At 40.7% G+C, this 17,629-nt stretch carries 16 protein-coding genes; 10 read left to right on the top strand and 6 right to left on the bottom strand.

Translation table 11 applies throughout. The features are described from left to right. Nucleotides 1-493 precede the first annotated feature (493 nt). The 5 genes from rlmKL to rmf all read left to right on the top strand — a co-directional run bounded on the left by rlmKL (nucleotide 494) and on the right by rmf (nucleotide 6,859). On the top strand, nucleotides 494-2,614 hold the full coding sequence (gene rlmKL, locus OCV24_RS07780; protein ID WP_150877996.1) for a bifunctional 23S rRNA (guanine(2069)-N(7))-methyltransferase RlmK/23S rRNA (guanine(2445)-N(2))-methyltransferase RlmL: 2,121 nt from the start codon (nucleotides 494-496) through the stop codon (nucleotides 2,612-2,614). A 67-nt stretch (nucleotides 2,615-2,681) separates the two neighbouring features. Next, the gene (locus OCV24_RS07775; protein ID WP_230855794.1) at nucleotides 2,682-2,900 is read left to right on the top strand and encodes a glutaredoxin family protein; all 219 of its coding nucleotides are present in this window, start codon (nucleotides 2,682-2,684) and stop codon (nucleotides 2,898-2,900) included. Continuing rightward, entirely contained in the window at nucleotides 2,878-4,794 is a 1,917-nt protein-coding gene (locus OCV24_RS07770; RefSeq protein ID WP_136997648.1) for an ABC transporter ATP-binding protein, read from the top strand. The genes OCV24_RS07775 and OCV24_RS07770 overlap by 23 nt, the downstream gene beginning before the upstream one ends. 9 nt (nucleotides 4,795-4,803) lie before the next feature. Then, entirely contained in the window at nucleotides 4,804-6,525 is a 1,722-nt protein-coding gene (locus tag OCV24_RS07765; protein WP_136997650.1) for a DUF3466 family protein, read from the top strand. Between the two features lie 160 nt (nucleotides 6,526-6,685). Continuing rightward, nucleotides 6,686-6,859, top strand: a complete 174-nt coding sequence (rmf, locus tag OCV24_RS07760; protein WP_017057234.1) for a ribosome modulation factor — start codon at nucleotides 6,686-6,688, stop codon at nucleotides 6,857-6,859. Between the two features lie 272 nt (nucleotides 6,860-7,131). Here the strand turns inward: rmf and fabA are convergent, their stop codons facing one another. Both fabA and OCV24_RS07750 read right to left on the bottom strand, forming a co-directional pair. Continuing rightward, entirely contained in the window at nucleotides 7,132-7,647 is a 516-nt protein-coding gene (fabA, locus tag OCV24_RS07755) for a bifunctional 3-hydroxydecanoyl-ACP dehydratase/trans-2-decenoyl-ACP isomerase (RefSeq protein ID WP_010440782.1), read from the bottom strand. A gap of 70 nt (nucleotides 7,648-7,717) precedes the next feature. Beyond that, nucleotides 7,718-9,370, bottom strand: coding sequence for an AAA family ATPase (locus OCV24_RS07750; protein ID WP_136997652.1), 1,653 nt, complete (start codon nucleotides 9,368-9,370; stop codon nucleotides 7,718-7,720). A gap of 189 nt (nucleotides 9,371-9,559) precedes the next feature. Between OCV24_RS07750 and matP the strand changes: the two genes are divergently transcribed. From matP to OCV24_RS07730, 4 genes are all read left to right on the top strand, one after another. Then, complete coding sequence (gene matP, locus OCV24_RS07745; protein ID WP_150877998.1) at nucleotides 9,560-10,015, top strand: macrodomain Ter protein MatP; 456 nt, start codon at nucleotides 9,560-9,562, stop codon at nucleotides 10,013-10,015. 23 nt (nucleotides 10,016-10,038) lie between these two features. After that, the gene (locus OCV24_RS07740) at nucleotides 10,039-10,347 is read left to right on the top strand and encodes a DUF3634 family protein (RefSeq protein WP_017057237.1); all 309 of its coding nucleotides are present in this window, start codon (nucleotides 10,039-10,041) and stop codon (nucleotides 10,345-10,347) included. Nucleotides 10,348-10,452: 105 nt separating this feature from the next. Next, on the top strand, nucleotides 10,453-10,764 hold the full coding sequence (locus tag OCV24_RS07735) for a hypothetical protein (RefSeq protein ID WP_136980474.1): 312 nt from the start codon (nucleotides 10,453-10,455) through the stop codon (nucleotides 10,762-10,764). Between the two features lie 141 nt (nucleotides 10,765-10,905). Then, nucleotides 10,906-12,126, top strand: coding sequence for a hypothetical protein (locus OCV24_RS07730; RefSeq protein WP_077680360.1), 1,221 nt, complete (start codon nucleotides 10,906-10,908; stop codon nucleotides 12,124-12,126). A 74-nt stretch (nucleotides 12,127-12,200) separates the two neighbouring features. Here the strand turns inward: OCV24_RS07730 and OCV24_RS07725 are convergent, their stop codons facing one another. After that, nucleotides 12,201-12,800: a DUF2971 domain-containing protein gene (locus OCV24_RS07725; RefSeq protein ID WP_150878000.1), complete on the bottom strand. Its 600-nt coding sequence runs from the start codon at nucleotides 12,798-12,800 to the stop codon at nucleotides 12,201-12,203. A 329-nt stretch (nucleotides 12,801-13,129) separates the two neighbouring features. Then, nucleotides 13,130-13,729, bottom strand: a complete 600-nt coding sequence (locus tag OCV24_RS07720) for an outer membrane beta-barrel protein (RefSeq protein ID WP_150878002.1) — start codon at nucleotides 13,727-13,729, stop codon at nucleotides 13,130-13,132. A 417-nt stretch (nucleotides 13,730-14,146) separates the two neighbouring features. Between OCV24_RS07720 and OCV24_RS07715 the strand changes: the two genes are divergently transcribed. Next, nucleotides 14,147-14,425, top strand: coding sequence for a hypothetical protein (locus OCV24_RS07715; protein ID WP_017057242.1), 279 nt, complete (start codon nucleotides 14,147-14,149; stop codon nucleotides 14,423-14,425). Nucleotides 14,426-14,645: 220 nt separating this feature from the next. Here OCV24_RS07715 and OCV24_RS07710 read toward each other — a convergent pair whose 3' ends face one another. Further along, nucleotides 14,646-16,370, bottom strand: a complete 1,725-nt coding sequence (locus OCV24_RS07710) for an ATP-binding protein (RefSeq protein ID WP_136997657.1) — start codon at nucleotides 16,368-16,370, stop codon at nucleotides 14,646-14,648. Next, the gene (locus tag OCV24_RS07705; protein WP_137033219.1) at nucleotides 16,370-17,554 is read right to left on the bottom strand and encodes an FIST signal transduction protein; all 1,185 of its coding nucleotides are present in this window, start codon (nucleotides 17,552-17,554) and stop codon (nucleotides 16,370-16,372) included. The genes OCV24_RS07710 and OCV24_RS07705 overlap by 1 nt, the downstream gene beginning before the upstream one ends. Nucleotides 17,555-17,629 lie beyond the last annotated feature (75 nt).

The following is a 17,629-nucleotide window of genomic DNA, read 5'->3' as shown; positions in this document are numbered from 1 at the left end:
ATGTCATTTAACGTTCCTCACTAGACAAAACTCACAGAAACCTTCCTCATAATCGGCTTAATAGCCGATTTTTTTGTGCCTAAAAAATCTCATCTTGATAAATACATCACCTCCCAATCATATAAATAGTGAACTTATGGTTATTTTTTCACCTTAATTTCTGCCTATTTCCACTACTAGAAGTGGAAATTGACTGCCATTATTCCCTGTTTTAAGTCTTTTGTAACTAAATTTCACCTATAAATGTTTACTGGTATATACCAATTTTAAGGTGAATATAAATTCACATTGCTACTTTGGTTAATAGATGGTCAGAAATGGAGTTGGTTTGATAGGTCTTGTGTCCTCAGGGGATGTGGGTAAGCGATCGCTTCAACACTGCGCATTTGCTAGCCAGTTAGTTGAAAGATTCAATGAAAATCCGAGTTTAGTGTGATGCTCTAGTAGCAAATTCAGGTATAATCGAGCTAATTTTTATCAATAAAAGAACACTATGAATCAATATCTAGCGGTTACCTCAAATGGCCTTGAGAATTTATTAGTTGAAGAACTAACCCAACTAGGGATTACAAACGCAAAACCTGTTCAAGCAGGTGTTAAATTCAAAGCGACCAATGAGCAAATTTATCGTTGTTGTTTATGGAGCCGTCTGGCTTCTCGATTTGTACGTGTCCTTTCTGAATTCACTTGTATGGACGACATGGATTTGTACCTATCAACCACTGCGGTTAACTGGGTAAATCAATTCCATAGCTCTAAGCGTTTCGTTGTTGACTTCAATGGTACGAACAACGAAATCCGTAATAGCCAATACGGTGCGATGAAAGTAAAAGATGCCGTTGTTGATTGCTTCGAGAAGAAGTCTTTGCCACGTCCTTCAATCAGCAAAGAAAATCCAGACGTTCGTATTCACGTTCGTCTACACCGTGATAAAGCGATTCTTGGTGTTGATATGGTAGGTAGCGGTCTTCACCAACGTGGTTACCGTCCTGAATCAGGTCGAGCACCATTACGTGAAACTCTTGCTGCTGCAATCCTTCTTCGAAGTGGTTGGGATGCAACTAAACCTTTCTTAGACCCTATGTGTGGTTCAGGTACGTTAGTGATTGAAGCGGCTATGATGGCTGCAAACCTGGCTCCAGGTGTTAAACGTCAGAAGTGGTGTTTTGAATCACTAGAAGACTTTGAACCTGAGCTATGGGCTGAAGTGAAAGCTGAAGCGAACGTTCAAGGCCGTCGTGGTGTTAAGAAAGTGGAATGTAAGTTCTATGGCTACGACAATGATGAACGTATGATCAAAACAGCGCGCGATAATGCTCGTCGTGCTGGTGTTGAAGAACTGATTGAATTCGAAGTAGGCGATGCTGCAAAGCTTAAGCGTCCTACCGAGTTTACTGATGGTGTGATTGTTTCTAACCCACCTTATGGTGAGCGTCTTGGTACAGAGCCGGGTCTTATTGCACTTTACACGGCGTTCGGCGCGCAGCTTAAAGCGGAATTTGGCGGTTGTAACGCGTCTATCTTCTCTAGTTCAGACGAACTACTGAGCTGCTTACGCATGCGTGCAGACAAACAGTTCAAATTGAACAACGGTGCATTACCGTGTCACCAAAAAAACTACTCAATTTCAGATCGTCCGATGTCAGAACGTCCAGCGGGCGAACAAGAACAACTGATTGCGCCAGACTTTGCAAACCGTCTTAAAAAGAACATCGGTAAAATTGGCAAGTGGGCTAAGAAAGAGCAACTAGATTGTTACCGTATCTACGATGCGGACTTACCAGAATACAATGTAGCGATTGACGTATACCCAGGTCATCTTGTGATTCAAGAATACGCAGCGCCTAAAGATGTACCGGAAGAGAAGGCAAAACGTCGCTTGACCGATATTATCCGTGCTTCTATTCAAGTAACGGGCGTTGAAGCAAACAACGTGGTTCTTAAGGTTCGTCAGAAGCAGAAAGGCCGTTCTCAATACCAGAAGATGGCTCAAGACTCATCTAATCTAGAAGTGAACGAATACGGCGTTAAGCTGATTGTTAATCTTCATGATTACCTAGATACAGGCTTGTTCTTAGATCATAAGATCACTCGTCGTCGTATTGGTGAGATGGCTGCAGGTAAAGATTTCCTAAACTTGTTTGCTTACACAGGTAGTGCATCTGTTCATGCTGCAGTGGGTGGCGCACGTTCTACAACAACGGTTGATATGTCGAATACCTACCTTGAGTGGGCAAAACAGAACATGGAGCTTAATGGCCGTGTTGGTCGTCAACATCAGTTTGTTCAAGCTGATTGCTTACAGTGGTTGGTTAAAGAGCAGGGTTCTTACGACCTGATCTTTATTGATCCACCTACGTTCTCAAACTCTAAGCGTATGGATCAATCTTTCGATGTTCAACGTGATCACATTCAGTTGATGGAAAACCTGAAGCGTCTTCTTCGTGAAGAAGGCACGATTGTGTTCTCTAACAACAAACGTCACTTCAAAATGGATCTAGAAGGTCTAGAAGCGTTAGGCCTTAAAGCTCAGAATATCTCAGCTAAGACGCTTCCATTGGACTTCTCTCGCAATAAGCACATTCATAACTGCTGGTTGATTACACATAAGTAGTTAAGAGATTTTATAAGGATATAGAGTGCTGACTCTCTACAGTACAGAAGGGTGCCATCTATGTGAGATGGCATTCCAACTCACGGAACAGTTAAACATTAGCCATCACGTCAACGTTGTCGACATTGCATTTGATGATGAGCTCTTTTCCCGTTACGGGGTCACTATTCCGGTACTCAAATTTGAAAGCTCTGACTGTTCTCAAAGCTCAGAGCTTAACTGGCCATTTGGCTTGTTAGAACTTAATGATTGGTTAAAGAAGAATGGCATTACTTACAATTCATAACGGGCAATTAGCGTTTGGCGATCACCCGTTATTAGATCGTGCGGACTTTGCACTGCAAGAAAACGAACGTGTGTGTTTAGTAGGGCGCAATGGCGCTGGTAAGTCTACATTGATGAAAATCCTGTCTGGGAACATCATCATGGACGACGGTAAGATGCAAATCACACAAGACGTGGTTGTATCTCGCCTTGAGCAAGATCCACCGCGTAATGAAGAAGGCACCGTTTATGATTACGTTGCTGGTGGCCTAGCGGAAATCGGTGAGCAGTTGAAGATCTACCATGATCTTCTGGATCTTATCGGTACTGACCCTAGTGAAAAGAACCTAAATCGTCTTACTCGGGTTCAAGAGCAATTGGATCATGCGAATGCATGGCGCTTTGAAGATCGCGTAAGCAACGTATTGGCTGCACTTAAGCTGACAGCTGAAACAAAACTGACCGATTTATCTGGTGGTTGGCAACGTAAAGCGGCACTTGCTCGTGCGCTTGTATGTGACCCAGACGTACTTCTACTCGATGAACCGACTAACCACTTGGATGTTGCGACAATCGAATGGTTAGAAGGCTTCCTGAAAGACTTCCGTGGTTCAATCATCTTTATCTCGCATGACCGTGCTTTCATCAAATCGATGGCAACACGCATTGTTGATCTTGATCGTGGTAAGTTGAGCTCGTTCCCTGGCGATTACGAAAACTACCTAGTAGAGAAAGAAGAAGCGTTGCGTGTTGAAGAGATGCAAAACGCTGAATTTGACAAGAAGCTTGCTCAAGAAGAAGTATGGATTCGTCAGGGCATTAAAGCTCGTCGAACTCGTAACGAAGGCCGTGTACGTGCACTGAAGAAACTGCGAGAAGAACGCATCAATCGTCGTGAAGTGCAGGGTAAAGCGGTTATCCAGATTGATGATGGTCAACGCTCAGGCAAGATTGTATTCGAAGCAGAGAATCTTAACTTTGGCTTCGAAGGCAAAGAGATTGTCAAGGACTTCAACTTCAACATTATGCGTGGCGATCGTATTGCTCTGATTGGCCCGAATGGTTGTGGTAAGAGTACGGTACTTAAGTTGCTTCTTGACCAACTTAAGCCTGATTCTGGTCGCTTGCATTGCGGTACTAAGCTTGAAGTTGCTTACTTTGACCAATACCGGGAAACCCTAGACCCAGAGAAGTCTGTAATTGATAACTTAGCGGATGGTAAGCAAGAAGTGACAGTCGGTGGCCGTGAGCGCCATGCACTGAGCTATTTACAAGATTTCTTATTCTCTCCTAAACGTGCTCGTACTCCTGTTAAGGCACTATCTGGTGGTGAGAAAAACCGTCTGTTACTAGCTCGTATCTTCCTTAAGTCGAACAACTTATTGATTCTCGATGAGCCAACCAACGATCTCGATATCGAAACTTTGGAACTTTTAGAAGATTTGCTTGCCAACTATCAGGGTACACTTCTTTTAGTAAGCCACGATCGTCAATTTGTAGATAACACTGTGATGACAAGCTGGATCTTTGAAGGTAACGGCGTGATTGAAGAATTTGTTGGTGGCTACCACGATGCTCAGCAACAAAGAAAGCAAGCATTAGAGTACCGACAGGTTGAAAAGCCATCAAAGCCTGAAAAAGTAGTTGAGGAAACTCCCAAAACTGCCCCAGTTAAGGCTAAACCTAAGAAGTTATCGTATAAGCTACAACGAGAACTAGAAGCGTTACCAATGCGTTTAGAAGAATTGGAAACTCAAATTGAAACTCTTCAGGAAGAAGTCAACGATCCAAGCTTCTTTTCAAAATCTGTAGAGCAGACACAACCAGTATTAGATAAGCTATCTGCAGCAGAGCAGGAGCTTGAAGTTGCTTTTGAGCGCTGGGAAGAGCTCGAGGCACTACAACAGGAAAGTTAAGAAGTAATAATGACTTGTACTAAATTTAAATTAACATCAGTTGCAGCATTGGTTTTTGCCGCAACTAACGCCAACGCTGCGCTTTATAAAGTCGTGGAAGTTACTCCTTCGATTACTGACGCATCTGAGATCTATGGTGTAGCTATTCAACCTGCTATGGTTTCCGGGACCGAAAGTTGTTTTACGACTGGTACCGTTGGGGGAGTTGCGTGTGCTGACTTTAAACTGGCTGGCGAGACACGAGATACTGTCGAAGGAATCAGTTATCGCGAAGAAGTCCCTTTCGCTATGGACGCTGCGTTCCAATACCTTCAAGAGTTCGATGACTTTGAAAATTACTGTAACCGTGAATTAAGATATTCAACGTGTGAAGCTTGGGCTACAGATCATTGGAACGCTTGGAGCAAAGAGCGGACAGACCTTACTTATGTGAATGCAAAGGCTTTTGTTGAAGGTGGTGATACATTTACGGGTCGAAATACTGTCATTAACTCACTCTATGCTCAATCGGCGACAGAAGTTGAACCTTTGGGTGTTAAATCCGAAGGCGGTATCCGTAATACTGCCCTTCATACTGATTCGGTAGCTCCAGTTGGCTCTTCGGAAACTCGTGCGTGGCGAGCGATTAAAGCGAGCAATGGCACCGTTTATAATGTAGGTAGTGTTTCCGAAGACCGTGGTACGACTGATACCTCTAAACCCGATAAAGTATTTAGTTCTAAAGCTGCGATTTGGGATGGTACGACGACTGAACTAATCGATTGGGATAACAACTCTGCTTTTCCAGCGAAAACGGGTGACTTCTTTGCTCAAGGTAGTATGCGTTCTATCGCAGAGTCAAATTCCGTTTTTTATGGTGTAGGTTATAACACTACAGATGGTAGTGGTGACCTACAAGATATGGATGCGGCGGTTTTTATCAGTAAATCTCTGGACTTGTCTGATAGCAGTAACACATGGGTAACTAAATCGATTAGTGGTGCTGCGGTTAACTCGAACTCATCTGATGACTATAAGTACAGTAACTCAGTAGCGACCGATATTAACGATAATTTGTTCGCTGTTGGTTACTCTAAGCGTAACGGCTATGTACCAGAGAGTGGTAGCGCAGGTAACAAGATGTTCGTTGTGACAGATGCGTCTGCATCTACTCCTACTGCAACATATCTGTCTGGCGGTATCTTCTTCGGTGGCTCAAGTGGTGAAGCTAAAGCTGTGAACAACTTCAATGAGTTTGTGGGTCAGATTGACGCAGAAACGACTCGTGAGGTTGATGGTAGTGAGCGTAGGCATCGTGGTTTTATATACCCGTACAATGTTGATTCATCTAAAGATGAACGTCGTGTAGACATCTTTAACGGTCAAGCTTGGTGGTTAGATGATCTAACCAATGATGGTAACGTTTCTGGAAATAACAACCAGTTCCGAATTATTGACGCAACTGACATTAATGATGCAGGTGTGATTTCAGCAACAGCTATCAAATGTACCGTTGGTGGTAAAGTTCAAGCGTATGATACAACATCTCATAACTCTTACTGTGGTGGCGCTGCATCTAACGCAGTAGAAGAAGTTGTTGCTGTTAAACTGGTTCCAATAGCTGGTGCTACTAAAGATGATATTCAAACTCGTAGTTCCGACTCAGAGAAAGTCGATCGCCAAGGTGGTAGCCTAGGCTGGTTAAGTTTGACTGTGTTTGTTCTGTTAGGGTTCCGTAGAAAATTTAAATAATTTCACCTCGTGAGCCCGAGTTCACAATTCTGAACTCGGGCTTTTTTTCGCCTTGAGAAAAGTGAAAAATTGATCGATTCTTAAAGTTGGAGTTACAAAAACTCCTCAAAGTTGTAATCATTATATGTTAGTAAATCAACACCCGTATGAGGACTGCACGATGAAGAGACAGAAGCGAGATCGACTAGAACGAGCACAATCTCAAGGCTACAAGGCTGGTTTGAATGGTAGGTCGCAAGAAGCTTGCCCATACAGCCAAATGGATTCTAGATCGTATTGGTTAGGTGGCTGGCGAGATGCTAAAGATGATAAGCATTCAGGTCTCTATAAGTAATAGGGCGTAACGTATTCCAAAATCAAGGCTCCATTGCCTGTTGTTAACTACAACTGATGGGGCTTTGTTAGTTTCTGAAAGGGATATTTTAAATGATACAGATACTAGAGGTGGGCTAGTAATTCTGAGCAAATTATCTAGAGTCTTACTATAGCTGGTGGACATATATAGGTTTAATAAGTTCTCAGTATATTATAATGCACTATAACTAAATTTATTGAGGTAAAAATAAAGCGGTCAGCGACCACTTTATTAAAACTTTAACGATTCGATTAGAATGCTGACGTATCTTGGAAAAGGCCAACTTTCAAATCTTTAGCAACATAGATCTCTTTACCATCAACAAGTACGCGACCATCAGCAAGACCCATCACTAAGCGGCGGTTAACAACGCGTTTCATGTGGATCTCATAAGTGACTTTTTTCGCTGTAGGTAGAATTTGACCTGTGAATTTCACTTCGCCAACACCTAGAGCACGGCCTTTACCTTTGCCGCCAACCCAACCAAGGTAGAACCCAACAAGCTGCCACATTGCGTCAAGGCCTAGGCAACCAGGCATTACTGGATCGCCAGGGAAGTGACAGTCAAAGAACCATAGGTCAGGAGTAATATCCAGCTCAGCAAGAATCAACCCTTTACCGAAATCACCTTCAGTCTCAGACATTTTTGTGATGCGATCCATCATCAACATGTTCGGTGCTGGTAGTTGAGGACCTTCTGGCCATAGTTCGCCCTGGCTTGATGCTAGAAGATCTTCGCGAGTGTAAGAATCACGTTTGTTTTGCATTATCAATTACTCCGATTTTTGATAGGTGCATATTAGTGAACAGGTGTACGCTAAACAAGTCCGATCAGTACTAGACAAACCAGTTTTTAATGCGTCCAACAATTCCAATACGGTGTTCATGTCTTTCAAAGTTTTCAATACGTTCCGCTATTTTGCTTAGAACGTTTTCTTGTTCATCGTCTCTAAATGGTTTGTTCATAATCAGAGGAATTGCTTCATCTACATTAGACACAGACCAAATATGGAATTCTTCATTTTTGATGCTCTCAATGAGATCAGGTTTCAGAGCCAGATGCCTTAAGTTAGATTTTGGAAGGATCACGCCTTGTTCGCCAGTTAAGCCATTGTGTTTACACACATGATAGAAGCCTTCAATTTTTTCGTTTAGCCCGCCTACCGCTTGTACGCGACCGAATTGGTCAACAGCGCCTGTAACCGCTATTTGCTGGTTAATAGGGTATTCAGAAAGCGCACTTACTAACGAGCATAACTCAGCTAGAGAAGCGCTATCTCCGTCGACTTCGCAATACGACTGTTCAAATACCACGGAAGCTGCATATGGTAGGGGATCTTCTAAGTTGAGCGAACTGCTCAAAAACGCTTGCATGATCATCATGCCTTTCGCATGAAGGTTACCCCCAAGTTCGGCTTTACGCTCAACGTCGGCAATATCACCATCACCAAAATGAATGACACATGAAATACGTGCAGGTTCACCATACGATATAGGGTGTCCCGGTACATCAATAACAGTCAGACCATTAACTTGACCTACTTGTTCACCCTTTGTTTCGATAATGACTTGACCATCTCGAATATCATCAAGAGCACGCTCAGGCAGATATGATTCACGGTTGTACTTGTGTTGCTGAGCTTGTTGAACGTGGTGAAGGTCAATTTCTCCGTTATTAGCTTCAATCAAAGCTTCGTTCAGCAATGCGTTGTGCCAAATAGGGCACAACGGAATATAGCTTTGATCTTCGGTCTCCCTGGCGCCAGCGGTAAGAACTCCAATTAGCGCTTGTTGCGTAATTTTTGGCAAGCTATAACGTTGCTGAAGCCATTTTAGATAACCCAGATATTGAGTCAAAGTGTCGTGTGAAAGCTTGATGTCTTGTTCAATTTCACTGAATAGGCAAAAACCGGTTTGAATATCACTATCTAGATAATCAAGGTCACCTAATTGGGATCTGTCTCCAACAACAATCAGCTTAATGTCATAAGTGAGAGGTAAAGCCGGAGATTGGTTTAAGTGTTCAGGGTTACTACTGATTGGTTCTACCGCATCACCAAGGAGCGCTGACTTTAACAATAGCCAGCTTCCCGGGTTTGCCAAGATCAAGTTTGCTGAAACGATCAGGTAGCCGTTGTTTGCTCTAGCCAGTAAGCCCGGCTTTGTCGCAATAACTTTACCGTCTTTTGATTGAACTTGGTTAAACAAAGAAATAGCATTTAACGATTCAGTTTTTATTACAGGCTGTGTTTGATCATCTAAAGCAGTAACTAAAGATTCGACAATCATCTGACGATAGATAGAATTGTCTGGAGCGTTTACAAGTAAAACACGCGAAAGGTTAGATAAGCGAGTAAAGCGGGTTAACGCATCTCTAAATCTATGTTGAATGTTTGAAAACGGGAAAGGCGAGATGTCAGGGAATTGCTCTAATTGAGCGTTATATTCGTCGTACTGAGGCGTAACATGTCGCCAATCTACTTGAGTCATTTAATTTTCTGATTACGATAATGAGGTAGGGATTATATAGAAAAACCGATCTCGCTTGTAGCTCTATGTTGTAGTTACAGTTCAGTAAGCCAAAATAAGTATTATCTTAGTCTATTCTTACAAGACAATAATTGTTAAACATCCCATTATGGGTTACGCTGTCACTAAGATTAACTCTCGAGATTAGACATGAAATATCAGCAACTTGAAAATCTAGAATGTGGTTGGAAATGGAACTATCTGGTCAAAAAATGGAAAGAAGGTGAACTGATCACCTGCCATATTGATTCAAGTGAAGCTGAGGTTGCTGTACAAGCCTTATTGAAACTCGAACATCAACCCACAGGTGTTCTTGAGTGGATATCTAATAACATCTCTCAAGAGATCGATAACAAGCTTAAACAAGCGATCAGAGCCAAGCGAAAGCGTCACTTCAACGCAGAACAAGTTCACACGAAGAAGAAATCGATCGATCTTGATTATCGTGTATGGGAGAAACTTTCCCAACGAGCTAACGAGCTTGGTTGCACTCTATCTGATGCCATCGAGTACTTAGTCAGTGAAGCATCTCGTAGTGAACAAGCCAGTAAGACAGTAACCAGTCTCAAAGAAGACCTGAGTAAACTCCTTTCTGACGATAAATAATCATCAACTGTAGTGGTGACATTATGATGTACGTAATCTTAATTGGTGCAGTATTGGTTTTTTGGTTAGTCGCAATTGATAGGCCAGTATTAAAAATCAAATTTAACGATGGGGCGATCGAGCAAGTTAAAGGTCATCTTCCACCTAGTTTTAAACACAACCTTGAAGAGATTGGTCATAAAAATCACTTCAAGGGAGAACTTAAAGTATATGCCAAACGCTCTGGTTATAATCTCAAGTTCACTAAAGATGTACCTAAAAGCGTTCAGCAGCGCATTCGCAACGTATTCCCGCACAATGGATTTAAATCTAAAGGTTCAAAGAGGGCGTAATTGTCGAGAACTACGCCTTACCTAGTAAACTGTCATACTAAGTTAATTCTCAACCTATCTTAACTATTAGCATACTGTTCTTAATTTCCGCTAAGAGAGAACAGTATGAAATATTTAGTATTCTTATTGTGTGTTTTATCTCCGACCGCATCTTCCGATGATTCACTGATTAATCCTGTAGCAAAAAAGATCAAAGCTAGCGTCATTAAAGGGCTAAACAATAGCAATACTGATATGTATGGCTATTGTGACCTAATGATCGAGATGAAGCACTCGAAGGGATACACAAGAATCAAAAAGGTGAGGACATCGGGTGATAGCAAAGTTTGCAAACAGGCTAAAAAGCATTTACCGAAAAAGAAAAAGTTCAAATACAGTTTTCCTGAAAAGTATATCCGCCTTCATATCACGGATTGATAACCTAAAGCACTATAACTAAAATTCTGTAAATTTATTGAAACAATTTCGTGAACCAATATCTAATTTCTATTAATATTAGTTTTGTTATCAAGGCGGGATATGCCAGAAAATAAATCTTAGGGCAAAGGAAAGTCACGGTTGTTGTTAGTAAATAAAAGTTATTCCCCTGAAGTCATAGAAATCTCTAGGAAAGTCTCGATGAACGTCGAGGCACGTTTTACCAAATGGTTAATATCGCCACAATACAAACTAGAACAATCTACAGTTGATACGCTGCTGAGTTTAGAAAATAGATATTGTGATAGTGTCATTTTTGATGAAGCCGACCGTATTTCACATAACCAACGTATTTTATTACGTTGCGAACAAGACAGAGTGAATGCACATCGCGAGAAAGTGGTCGCGAAGCAACAAACACTACAATACGTTATTGATGATGTTAGCAATGCAGCCTCGGATCTAATGCTTGATAAGCTCCAAAGCACCTTAATAAGCTCGTTGTTTTCAGAATTACCAGATTACAATCAGCTTGCTAGCGTTGCTTATTCGCCGTCTTTAAACTTTGCTAAACTCCATGAAATATCAGCTAAAAGCAGGTCATTGAGCTCAAGTTTAATCGAATTTGTTTCCAATCAAGAATTTGCCGAGAAGTATGGAAAGAAATCTAAAGTCATTCTTGATCCTAAAGTAGCAGTTCGGCAGATAGGAATAGAAAATTGTCGTTTATTGTTTCCTTTGTTAATGAGCCAGCAACTGATTAAGTGGAGTGATGGCAATATTAAACATATTGTGCCTAAGGTTTGGCAACACCTAGTCGTAACTTCAAACGTTACGCGGCTTAGACTCCAAGAAACCTCTGTAAAAGATCCTAATGTTGGTATCTTGCTTGGTGTGATACGAGTTTTGCCTTTATTCTTAATTTGTAACCACTTTTCTTCAACGTTTGAAGACGCATTGGTTAAAACCATGCTGGATTACCGAGATGCAAGTGATAGGCATGATGAATATTACGCTTGTACTGAAGTTTTACCCAATACACAGTTTCTCGAAGCAATGGTCAAGCCATTGGAACTCAAGTTACTTAAAAAAATTGTCGAATTTATTGATTGGAGCCCGGACAACCAATACATAAAGTACGCGCTTCTTGAGGAAGTAAATGATATTCCAACTCTTGAACGAACCGTTTGTGGTGCAGCACTGGCTCAAGGTAGAAAATTCTCTGTGTATGAAGCGTTAGATAATAGTGATTTATTTAACGCCAAACATCGGTCGTATTGGTTCTCTACAGTACAAATGGCGGCTGAGACGATAGGGCAAGTACAAAGTAAAGTTCCTGGTAAACTAACCACAGATATGTAGAAATAGAGAGAAGAGAGCCACATTTAATGTGACTCTTTTTTGTTGCAGTGTAACTTTTCATGATCGATTTAAGCTTAGTTAACAACTTGAAAAGTAAATGAGTCCTGCTTAGCTCTCGCATGTTTAACGGGAATGCCTAGCTCTTGACAAGTCATTAGGACTTTCAGCTTTCTATCAACAGGGGCGTGTTCTGAAAGAATCACTGACCTCAAGCACTCTCTATTCAGATATAATTTATGCCCAACGATCTCTTCATCAGGCAATACCCATCGATATTCTTGCTCGAAACGCCAATTAGAATGTTTGATTTTAAATAATTCGGTACCTATCTTAGTCGTTTTATCATCTTTGGGAGGCGAATTAAAAACGGTGATGTCATCTTCATATTGGACTTTAAAACAGTTGAGGTCAGCTTTGCCTTTATAATAATTAAGATCATACTCGATACACATACCCCTGAAATTATCGCCATACTGTGACCACAATATTGGGTGATCACTAGATTGAGAGAAGCACATTACTTTGAAATCGTTTTGAAGGTTTTCGTTTAGCGCGAGGTTAGATTCAAAAGGGTTATTAAAAGTTTTTGCGTAATCAAACCACAACGAGCACTCAGATATTGACTGTATATTTCTATCGTGAAGAGATCTGAACTTATAAAGCCTAGGTAACATATCAAACACCTATCTCACAAAATTTCCTGATGTTAGCACTTATAATTACAATAAGAGTGAGAATGTATTGCGTTTGATTGGTTAATCACCTTGTTTATTCATGTAACTGATTGATAGATCAAAGTTTAAACAAAAATAGTAGCGTGATTTTACAGTGTGGGACAGCAGCTAATAAGCTTCTCGGATTTTTTGAATAAGATACAACGTAACTTTAACCGTAGAGAAAGTTACGACTATAAAATCGAAGTCGAGTAGGGAACCTGAAGATTTAAAAGCCGAACTCGAAAAGAACGGCTTAATTTGAAATAAAGCTTACGATTGAATTGAGATTAGAAATGGTACCTTGCACCGATGTATGCCGTTTGAGATGAAACATCGACGGAGTCTATTTCCACGCGTGCATTTCGGTAACCAAGATGGATGTCGATGTTGTCTGTAAGGACCGCACCAAGCTCACCGCCAACCTGATAAGCCGCTTCAGATTTCGAGTCTGACACTCCGAATGCTTTTGCTTCCATATCCATAGAACCAATGCCAGCTAATAGAGACACATACAGATCTAGTACGTCACCTTTAACAATAAACTTAGGTTTAAAGTTAACGAAGAAAGCTTGGCCTTCAACATCCATTATGTCGCTATAGTTAACTTTTCCGATTTTGCGGTACTCGGCCTCTAATCCCAGTTTGACAGCATCGTGCGTATTGAATTCGTAGCCACCAACTAAGTTATAGCTGAAGTCTGATAGATCAGATGAATCTTCAATTGCGCTACCACGGTATTCTAATTCAGTTTCATTATAAAATCCGGCATCGATGCCAGCGTAAAAATTACCAAGGTCTCTAGAATAGGTTTCATTGTTACTAGCAAGTGTGTATGTGTTCATCCCAAAAATGGTGAATAGTGATAGGGCGATTGTACTAATTTTCATATTAAGCCTTTTATATTATTGATTTAGAGAATATCTTAACAAAATAAAGGGCTTTGAACTATTAGAAATTACATCTAACCACCTGATTTAAAAGATAATTATAAATCTCGCCAATTTTATGCGTTCTCCACGTAGTCGAGACATTAGTTTAGGTTGACGTCTGATTTCAAGCTTCTTTAAAACAATAGGTTAAAGTTATAATTATTCGCACTTGTGTTACTTTTTCTTCAAAAAGATATTGGTGTTCAGGACCTATGAACGTGATAGCTCAAGCTTTACCGTGAATAACTTCGGTGGACTGGAATTAAAACGCTTCGGTATCAAGCTCATGAGGTAGTTAAAATAATGGTTGCCAAGCGTCTCAGTACAAAAAAGTCTTCGACAGCTTAGAGTTACTAAAAGAAATGCTGCTCATAAGTGAATCCAACAAAAAATCATGTACAGATGCTTGGCTATCGAGATGACACAGACCAAGTTCAATGTATGGTGTCGAATGTTGTTGGCTTAAACTTCCAAGAAGTGAATGAACTTGCTGATGAGATATTCTTGGTTGGTGACTGGTTCATGTCAGTTACAAACATTGATGGAGATGAAAACCACAACGTAAAAATCTATGGACCATATGAGACAGACCAACAAGCAATGGAACATGCACGTAAAACCTTGTCAGTAACAACGTTCAGAAGTTCTGTATGAGCTTAGAAAGCCCCTCAAAAGCAAATTATCTCAGTGCGTATTATGTATATTATGTTAAATATCGTTTAGCCTTTATAAGGCAGGACTCTTTGTGTGATGCCCTGCCTTCGTATTGTGTTGTTATTCTCTGGTTTTATACTGTGTATTTAACCATGGTGGGTATTTACCATAAAATACCTAATAAACATATTTCTTAATCTTCATTTAAGAAATATGTTTATTAGGCGTTAAGCATTAATCTATTAATTGCTTCTGTTATCTCTTTGGTTCGTACAGGCTTCGTTACGAAATCATTCATGCCTACATTTAGACACGAATATCTGTCTTCTATTGATGTGTGCGCTGTCAACGCAACGATTGGGGTTTCGATATTGGCGTCTCTAATATATTTCGTTGTGGTTAAGCCATCCATTACTGGCATCGACACGTCCATTAAAATAATGTCTATCCGATCGTTGTCTTTCTCGATAAAGTTAAGTGCTTCTTCACCGTTACTTGCAATAAAAACTTCGTGCCCTTGTCGCGTTAGGATTAACTTGATCACCATTTGATTCGTTGGGTTATCTTCAACAACTAAAACTGTATAGCGACTTCTTAGCTTTCGAGAGCGTTTATTTGCTTTAGTGCAATCCTGTTTGTTCATTGCTCTAGTGAGCACGGGTAAATGCACTTTGAACTTAGAACCTTTGCCTAGCTTACTCTCTACGCTAATGCGACCACCCATCAATTCAACAAGTCGCTTAGTGATAGCTAACCCCAAACCGGTACCACCAAACCTACGTGTGATTGTGCTATCGGCTTGTACGAACGGGCTGAACAATGACGAAATTTGCTGTGAGCTAATGCCAATCCCGGTATCTTCCACCGTTATATCAAAAGAGCTCTGTTGGTAATCAATCGATACGTGAACATGTCCATATTCGGTGAACTTTATCGCGTTACCAATCAGATTAAATAGAATCTGTGTTAAGCGAGTTGGATCGGTATAATGAAGTTCCCCTTCAGGTATATAACTCGTAGAGGTTAACTCCAATCCCTTATTGTCTGCTGTCTTCTTTTGTTCAGATAACACAAAAGTTACAGCATCTCTTATGTCGCTCCATTGGGGAGCCAAAGAGAAACTTCCAGACTCTATTTTAGAAAAATCCAACACGTCACTGATAATTGCTAACAAAAGCTCAGATGATGTACTCATATTAAGCAGTATAGACTGTTGTTCTTCATCTAACTGTGTTGACTTTAGTGTGTCGATTAAGCCTATGACCGCGTTTAATGGGGTTCTTAACTCATGACTCATCATTGCTAAGAATTCAGACTTTGCCTTATTGGCTCTTTCTGCCTCTTTTCTTGCTGTGACAAGCTCCGCTGTTCGCTTTCGAACGGTGGCTTCGAGTTTCTCTTTATTTTCTATATCAAACACCGCTCGTTCAATTAGCGGACGAAAACGGCTTAGGGTAGCTTTGGTTTCAATATCAAAATGCTTGGTGTTGGAATGAACAAAGATAATGACGGACTGAGTTAATCCACTATCAATGCCGGTGATCAAAACAGAGTTAATTTGGTCGAGTATGATGGGATGCAAAGAGTTAAATTCACCCAACGATTTGGGTTCAAAAAGGATTACGCATTCTCCATTTATCACTCGCGATAGTTTACCGCTATCACTCCATTTTATCTTTCCAAATACTCTATTATTGGTTAACAAAGTTTTGAATTTCCCTTCATTCCCGACCCTTGAGATCACGATAAAATCATCGAATTTTATGTATTTTTTGAGTACAAATTCAATACTAGAGAATATCTCTGCGATGTTATTCGCTTTACTGATAGCCGAAATGGTTGATAAGATCACCCTATTTTCTTCAGCTAATTTCCGTTCACGTGACTTTAGTTTTTGCAGTTCAATACGGGCTTCTTGTAGCTCTTCTTGACCTTCAGAACTCATTATTTTTTTAGCCTATAGAAAGTTGCTGACGACACCATTAAATTTCCATGTGCATTTTCGCCGCCAGAGAGTCTACCTTGTTCACCAAATGTGAAAGAGCAAATGTAAGGTAGTCCATCAAGTGCTTGATTTATTTGGTTGCATACCTCATCCATGTCTTGTTTTAGATTTAACATCGGACCCGCACAGAATATATTAATAGCCCCCAGTTTTTCCTCAAATGCCATGTCATTATAGTAAGATGAATGAATGATGTTGGCTGCGCGGCCTATTAATTGTTGTTTGCAGCCTTGCATCAAATAGATGGTATCGCCTTCATTTATGTCGGTAAATAACTCGATCCCGTTGTTTTCGGTTTCTCGGATTGAATGCGACAACTTGAAATATGGGTAGTCGTATGAAGAACCTACTTTTCTGCCCAATGGATAGACAGAAGACTTTTCGAATATATAGCCGTCATCACTGTCACCTAAGTGGAAATTGGTCCATTCATTATAAACGGTGACAGCAGGCCTATGATCGATCTCCAACAATACTCTGTTTCTGACTTTAGTCACGGTACCAGAGTACTGTGTGGGTGTGTGGCCGGCGCTTAAGGAGGAATATATCGATTGAGAAGCGAACACCGCCATTAGAGATAAACCGTTAACAGAGAGAGACTCTTCGGTGAATATGCTCCAATTGCCGGAAACCTGATTATCTGCAGCACTGCCACCAATAATTGGTACGGCTGTTCCAAACTTGTTGTCTATGGCTGCCATGATTTTTTCTTCATTGCCAGGCGTAGAATGAAGCAAGATTAAATCGGGTATTTCGCCTTCTCGGTTGGCGTTTTTAAGTGCTTTATCGATCGCTCGGAAGGTGTTTTTTTCTATAGAATCACCGAAGTGCTCGATACCCGTTCCGTAGGCGTTGATCCCTGTATCATAAATGATAAGTGCACCAATCACAGGGCCAGAATGGAACCCTGTTTCGGTCATTATGCCGTGACAAGTAGTGCATCCATGAATGGGAGTATGAGGAAGAGCGTTGACCAAATGTTGCTGCACAGCTAACGTTGAGTACTCTTCTGTGCAGTAGCAAATAAGACAGGCGATATCATCGCTTTTTACTACTCCGGAGAGCAACTCATCGACCGCTACTTTATAATCTAAGGAATAAGAGACTTTTGATAGAAATTTCATAGATTGCTGAAGGATTTATTAATGTTCTCTTTATAACACTTTAATGCACTGTGTTTCACTGATTTAGTATATGTT

The sequence above is a fragment of the Vibrio kanaloae genome (genome assembly GCF_024347535.1).
Lineage (GTDB): Bacteria > Pseudomonadota > Gammaproteobacteria > Enterobacterales > Vibrionaceae > Vibrio > Vibrio kanaloae.
Note: the sequence above shows the minus strand (reverse complement) of the source record. Positions and strands in the feature narration are given on the sequence as shown.

Bases quoted from the DNA above. Each gene is read 5' to 3' on its own strand.
- rlmKL (WP_150877996.1), top strand. From the start codon at position 494: ATGAATCAATATCTAGCGGTTACCTCAAATGGCCTTGAGAATTTATTA.
- OCV24_RS07775 (WP_230855794.1), top strand. From the start codon at position 2,682: ATGGCATTCCAACTCACGGAACAGTTAAACATTAGCCATCACGTCAAC.
- OCV24_RS07770 (WP_136997648.1), top strand. From the start codon at position 2,878: ATGGCATTACTTACAATTCATAACGGGCAATTAGCGTTTGGCGATCAC.
- OCV24_RS07765 (WP_136997650.1), top strand. From the start codon at position 4,804: ATGACTTGTACTAAATTTAAATTAACATCAGTTGCAGCATTGGTTTTT.
- rmf (WP_017057234.1), top strand. From the start codon at position 6,686: ATGAAGAGACAGAAGCGAGATCGACTAGAACGAGCACAATCTCAAGGC.
- fabA (WP_010440782.1), bottom strand. From the start codon at position 7,647: ATGCAAAACAAACGTGATTCTTACACTCGCGAAGATCTTCTAGCATCA.
- OCV24_RS07750 (WP_136997652.1), bottom strand. From the start codon at position 9,370: ATGACTCAAGTAGATTGGCGACATGTTACGCCTCAGTACGACGAATAT.
- matP (WP_150877998.1), top strand. From the start codon at position 9,560: ATGAAATATCAGCAACTTGAAAATCTAGAATGTGGTTGGAAATGGAAC.
- OCV24_RS07740 (WP_017057237.1), top strand. From the start codon at position 10,039: ATGATGTACGTAATCTTAATTGGTGCAGTATTGGTTTTTTGGTTAGTC.
- OCV24_RS07735 (WP_136980474.1), top strand. From the start codon at position 10,453: ATGAAATATTTAGTATTCTTATTGTGTGTTTTATCTCCGACCGCATCT.
- OCV24_RS07725 (WP_150878000.1), bottom strand. From the start codon at position 12,800: ATGTTACCTAGGCTTTATAAGTTCAGATCTCTTCACGATAGAAATATA.
- OCV24_RS07720 (WP_150878002.1), bottom strand. From the start codon at position 13,729: ATGAAAATTAGTACAATCGCCCTATCACTATTCACCATTTTTGGGATG.
- OCV24_RS07710 (WP_136997657.1), bottom strand. From the start codon at position 16,370: ATGAGTTCTGAAGGTCAAGAAGAGCTACAAGAAGCCCGTATTGAACTG.
- OCV24_RS07705 (WP_137033219.1), bottom strand. From the start codon at position 17,554: ATGAAATTTCTATCAAAAGTCTCTTATTCCTTAGATTATAAAGTAGCG.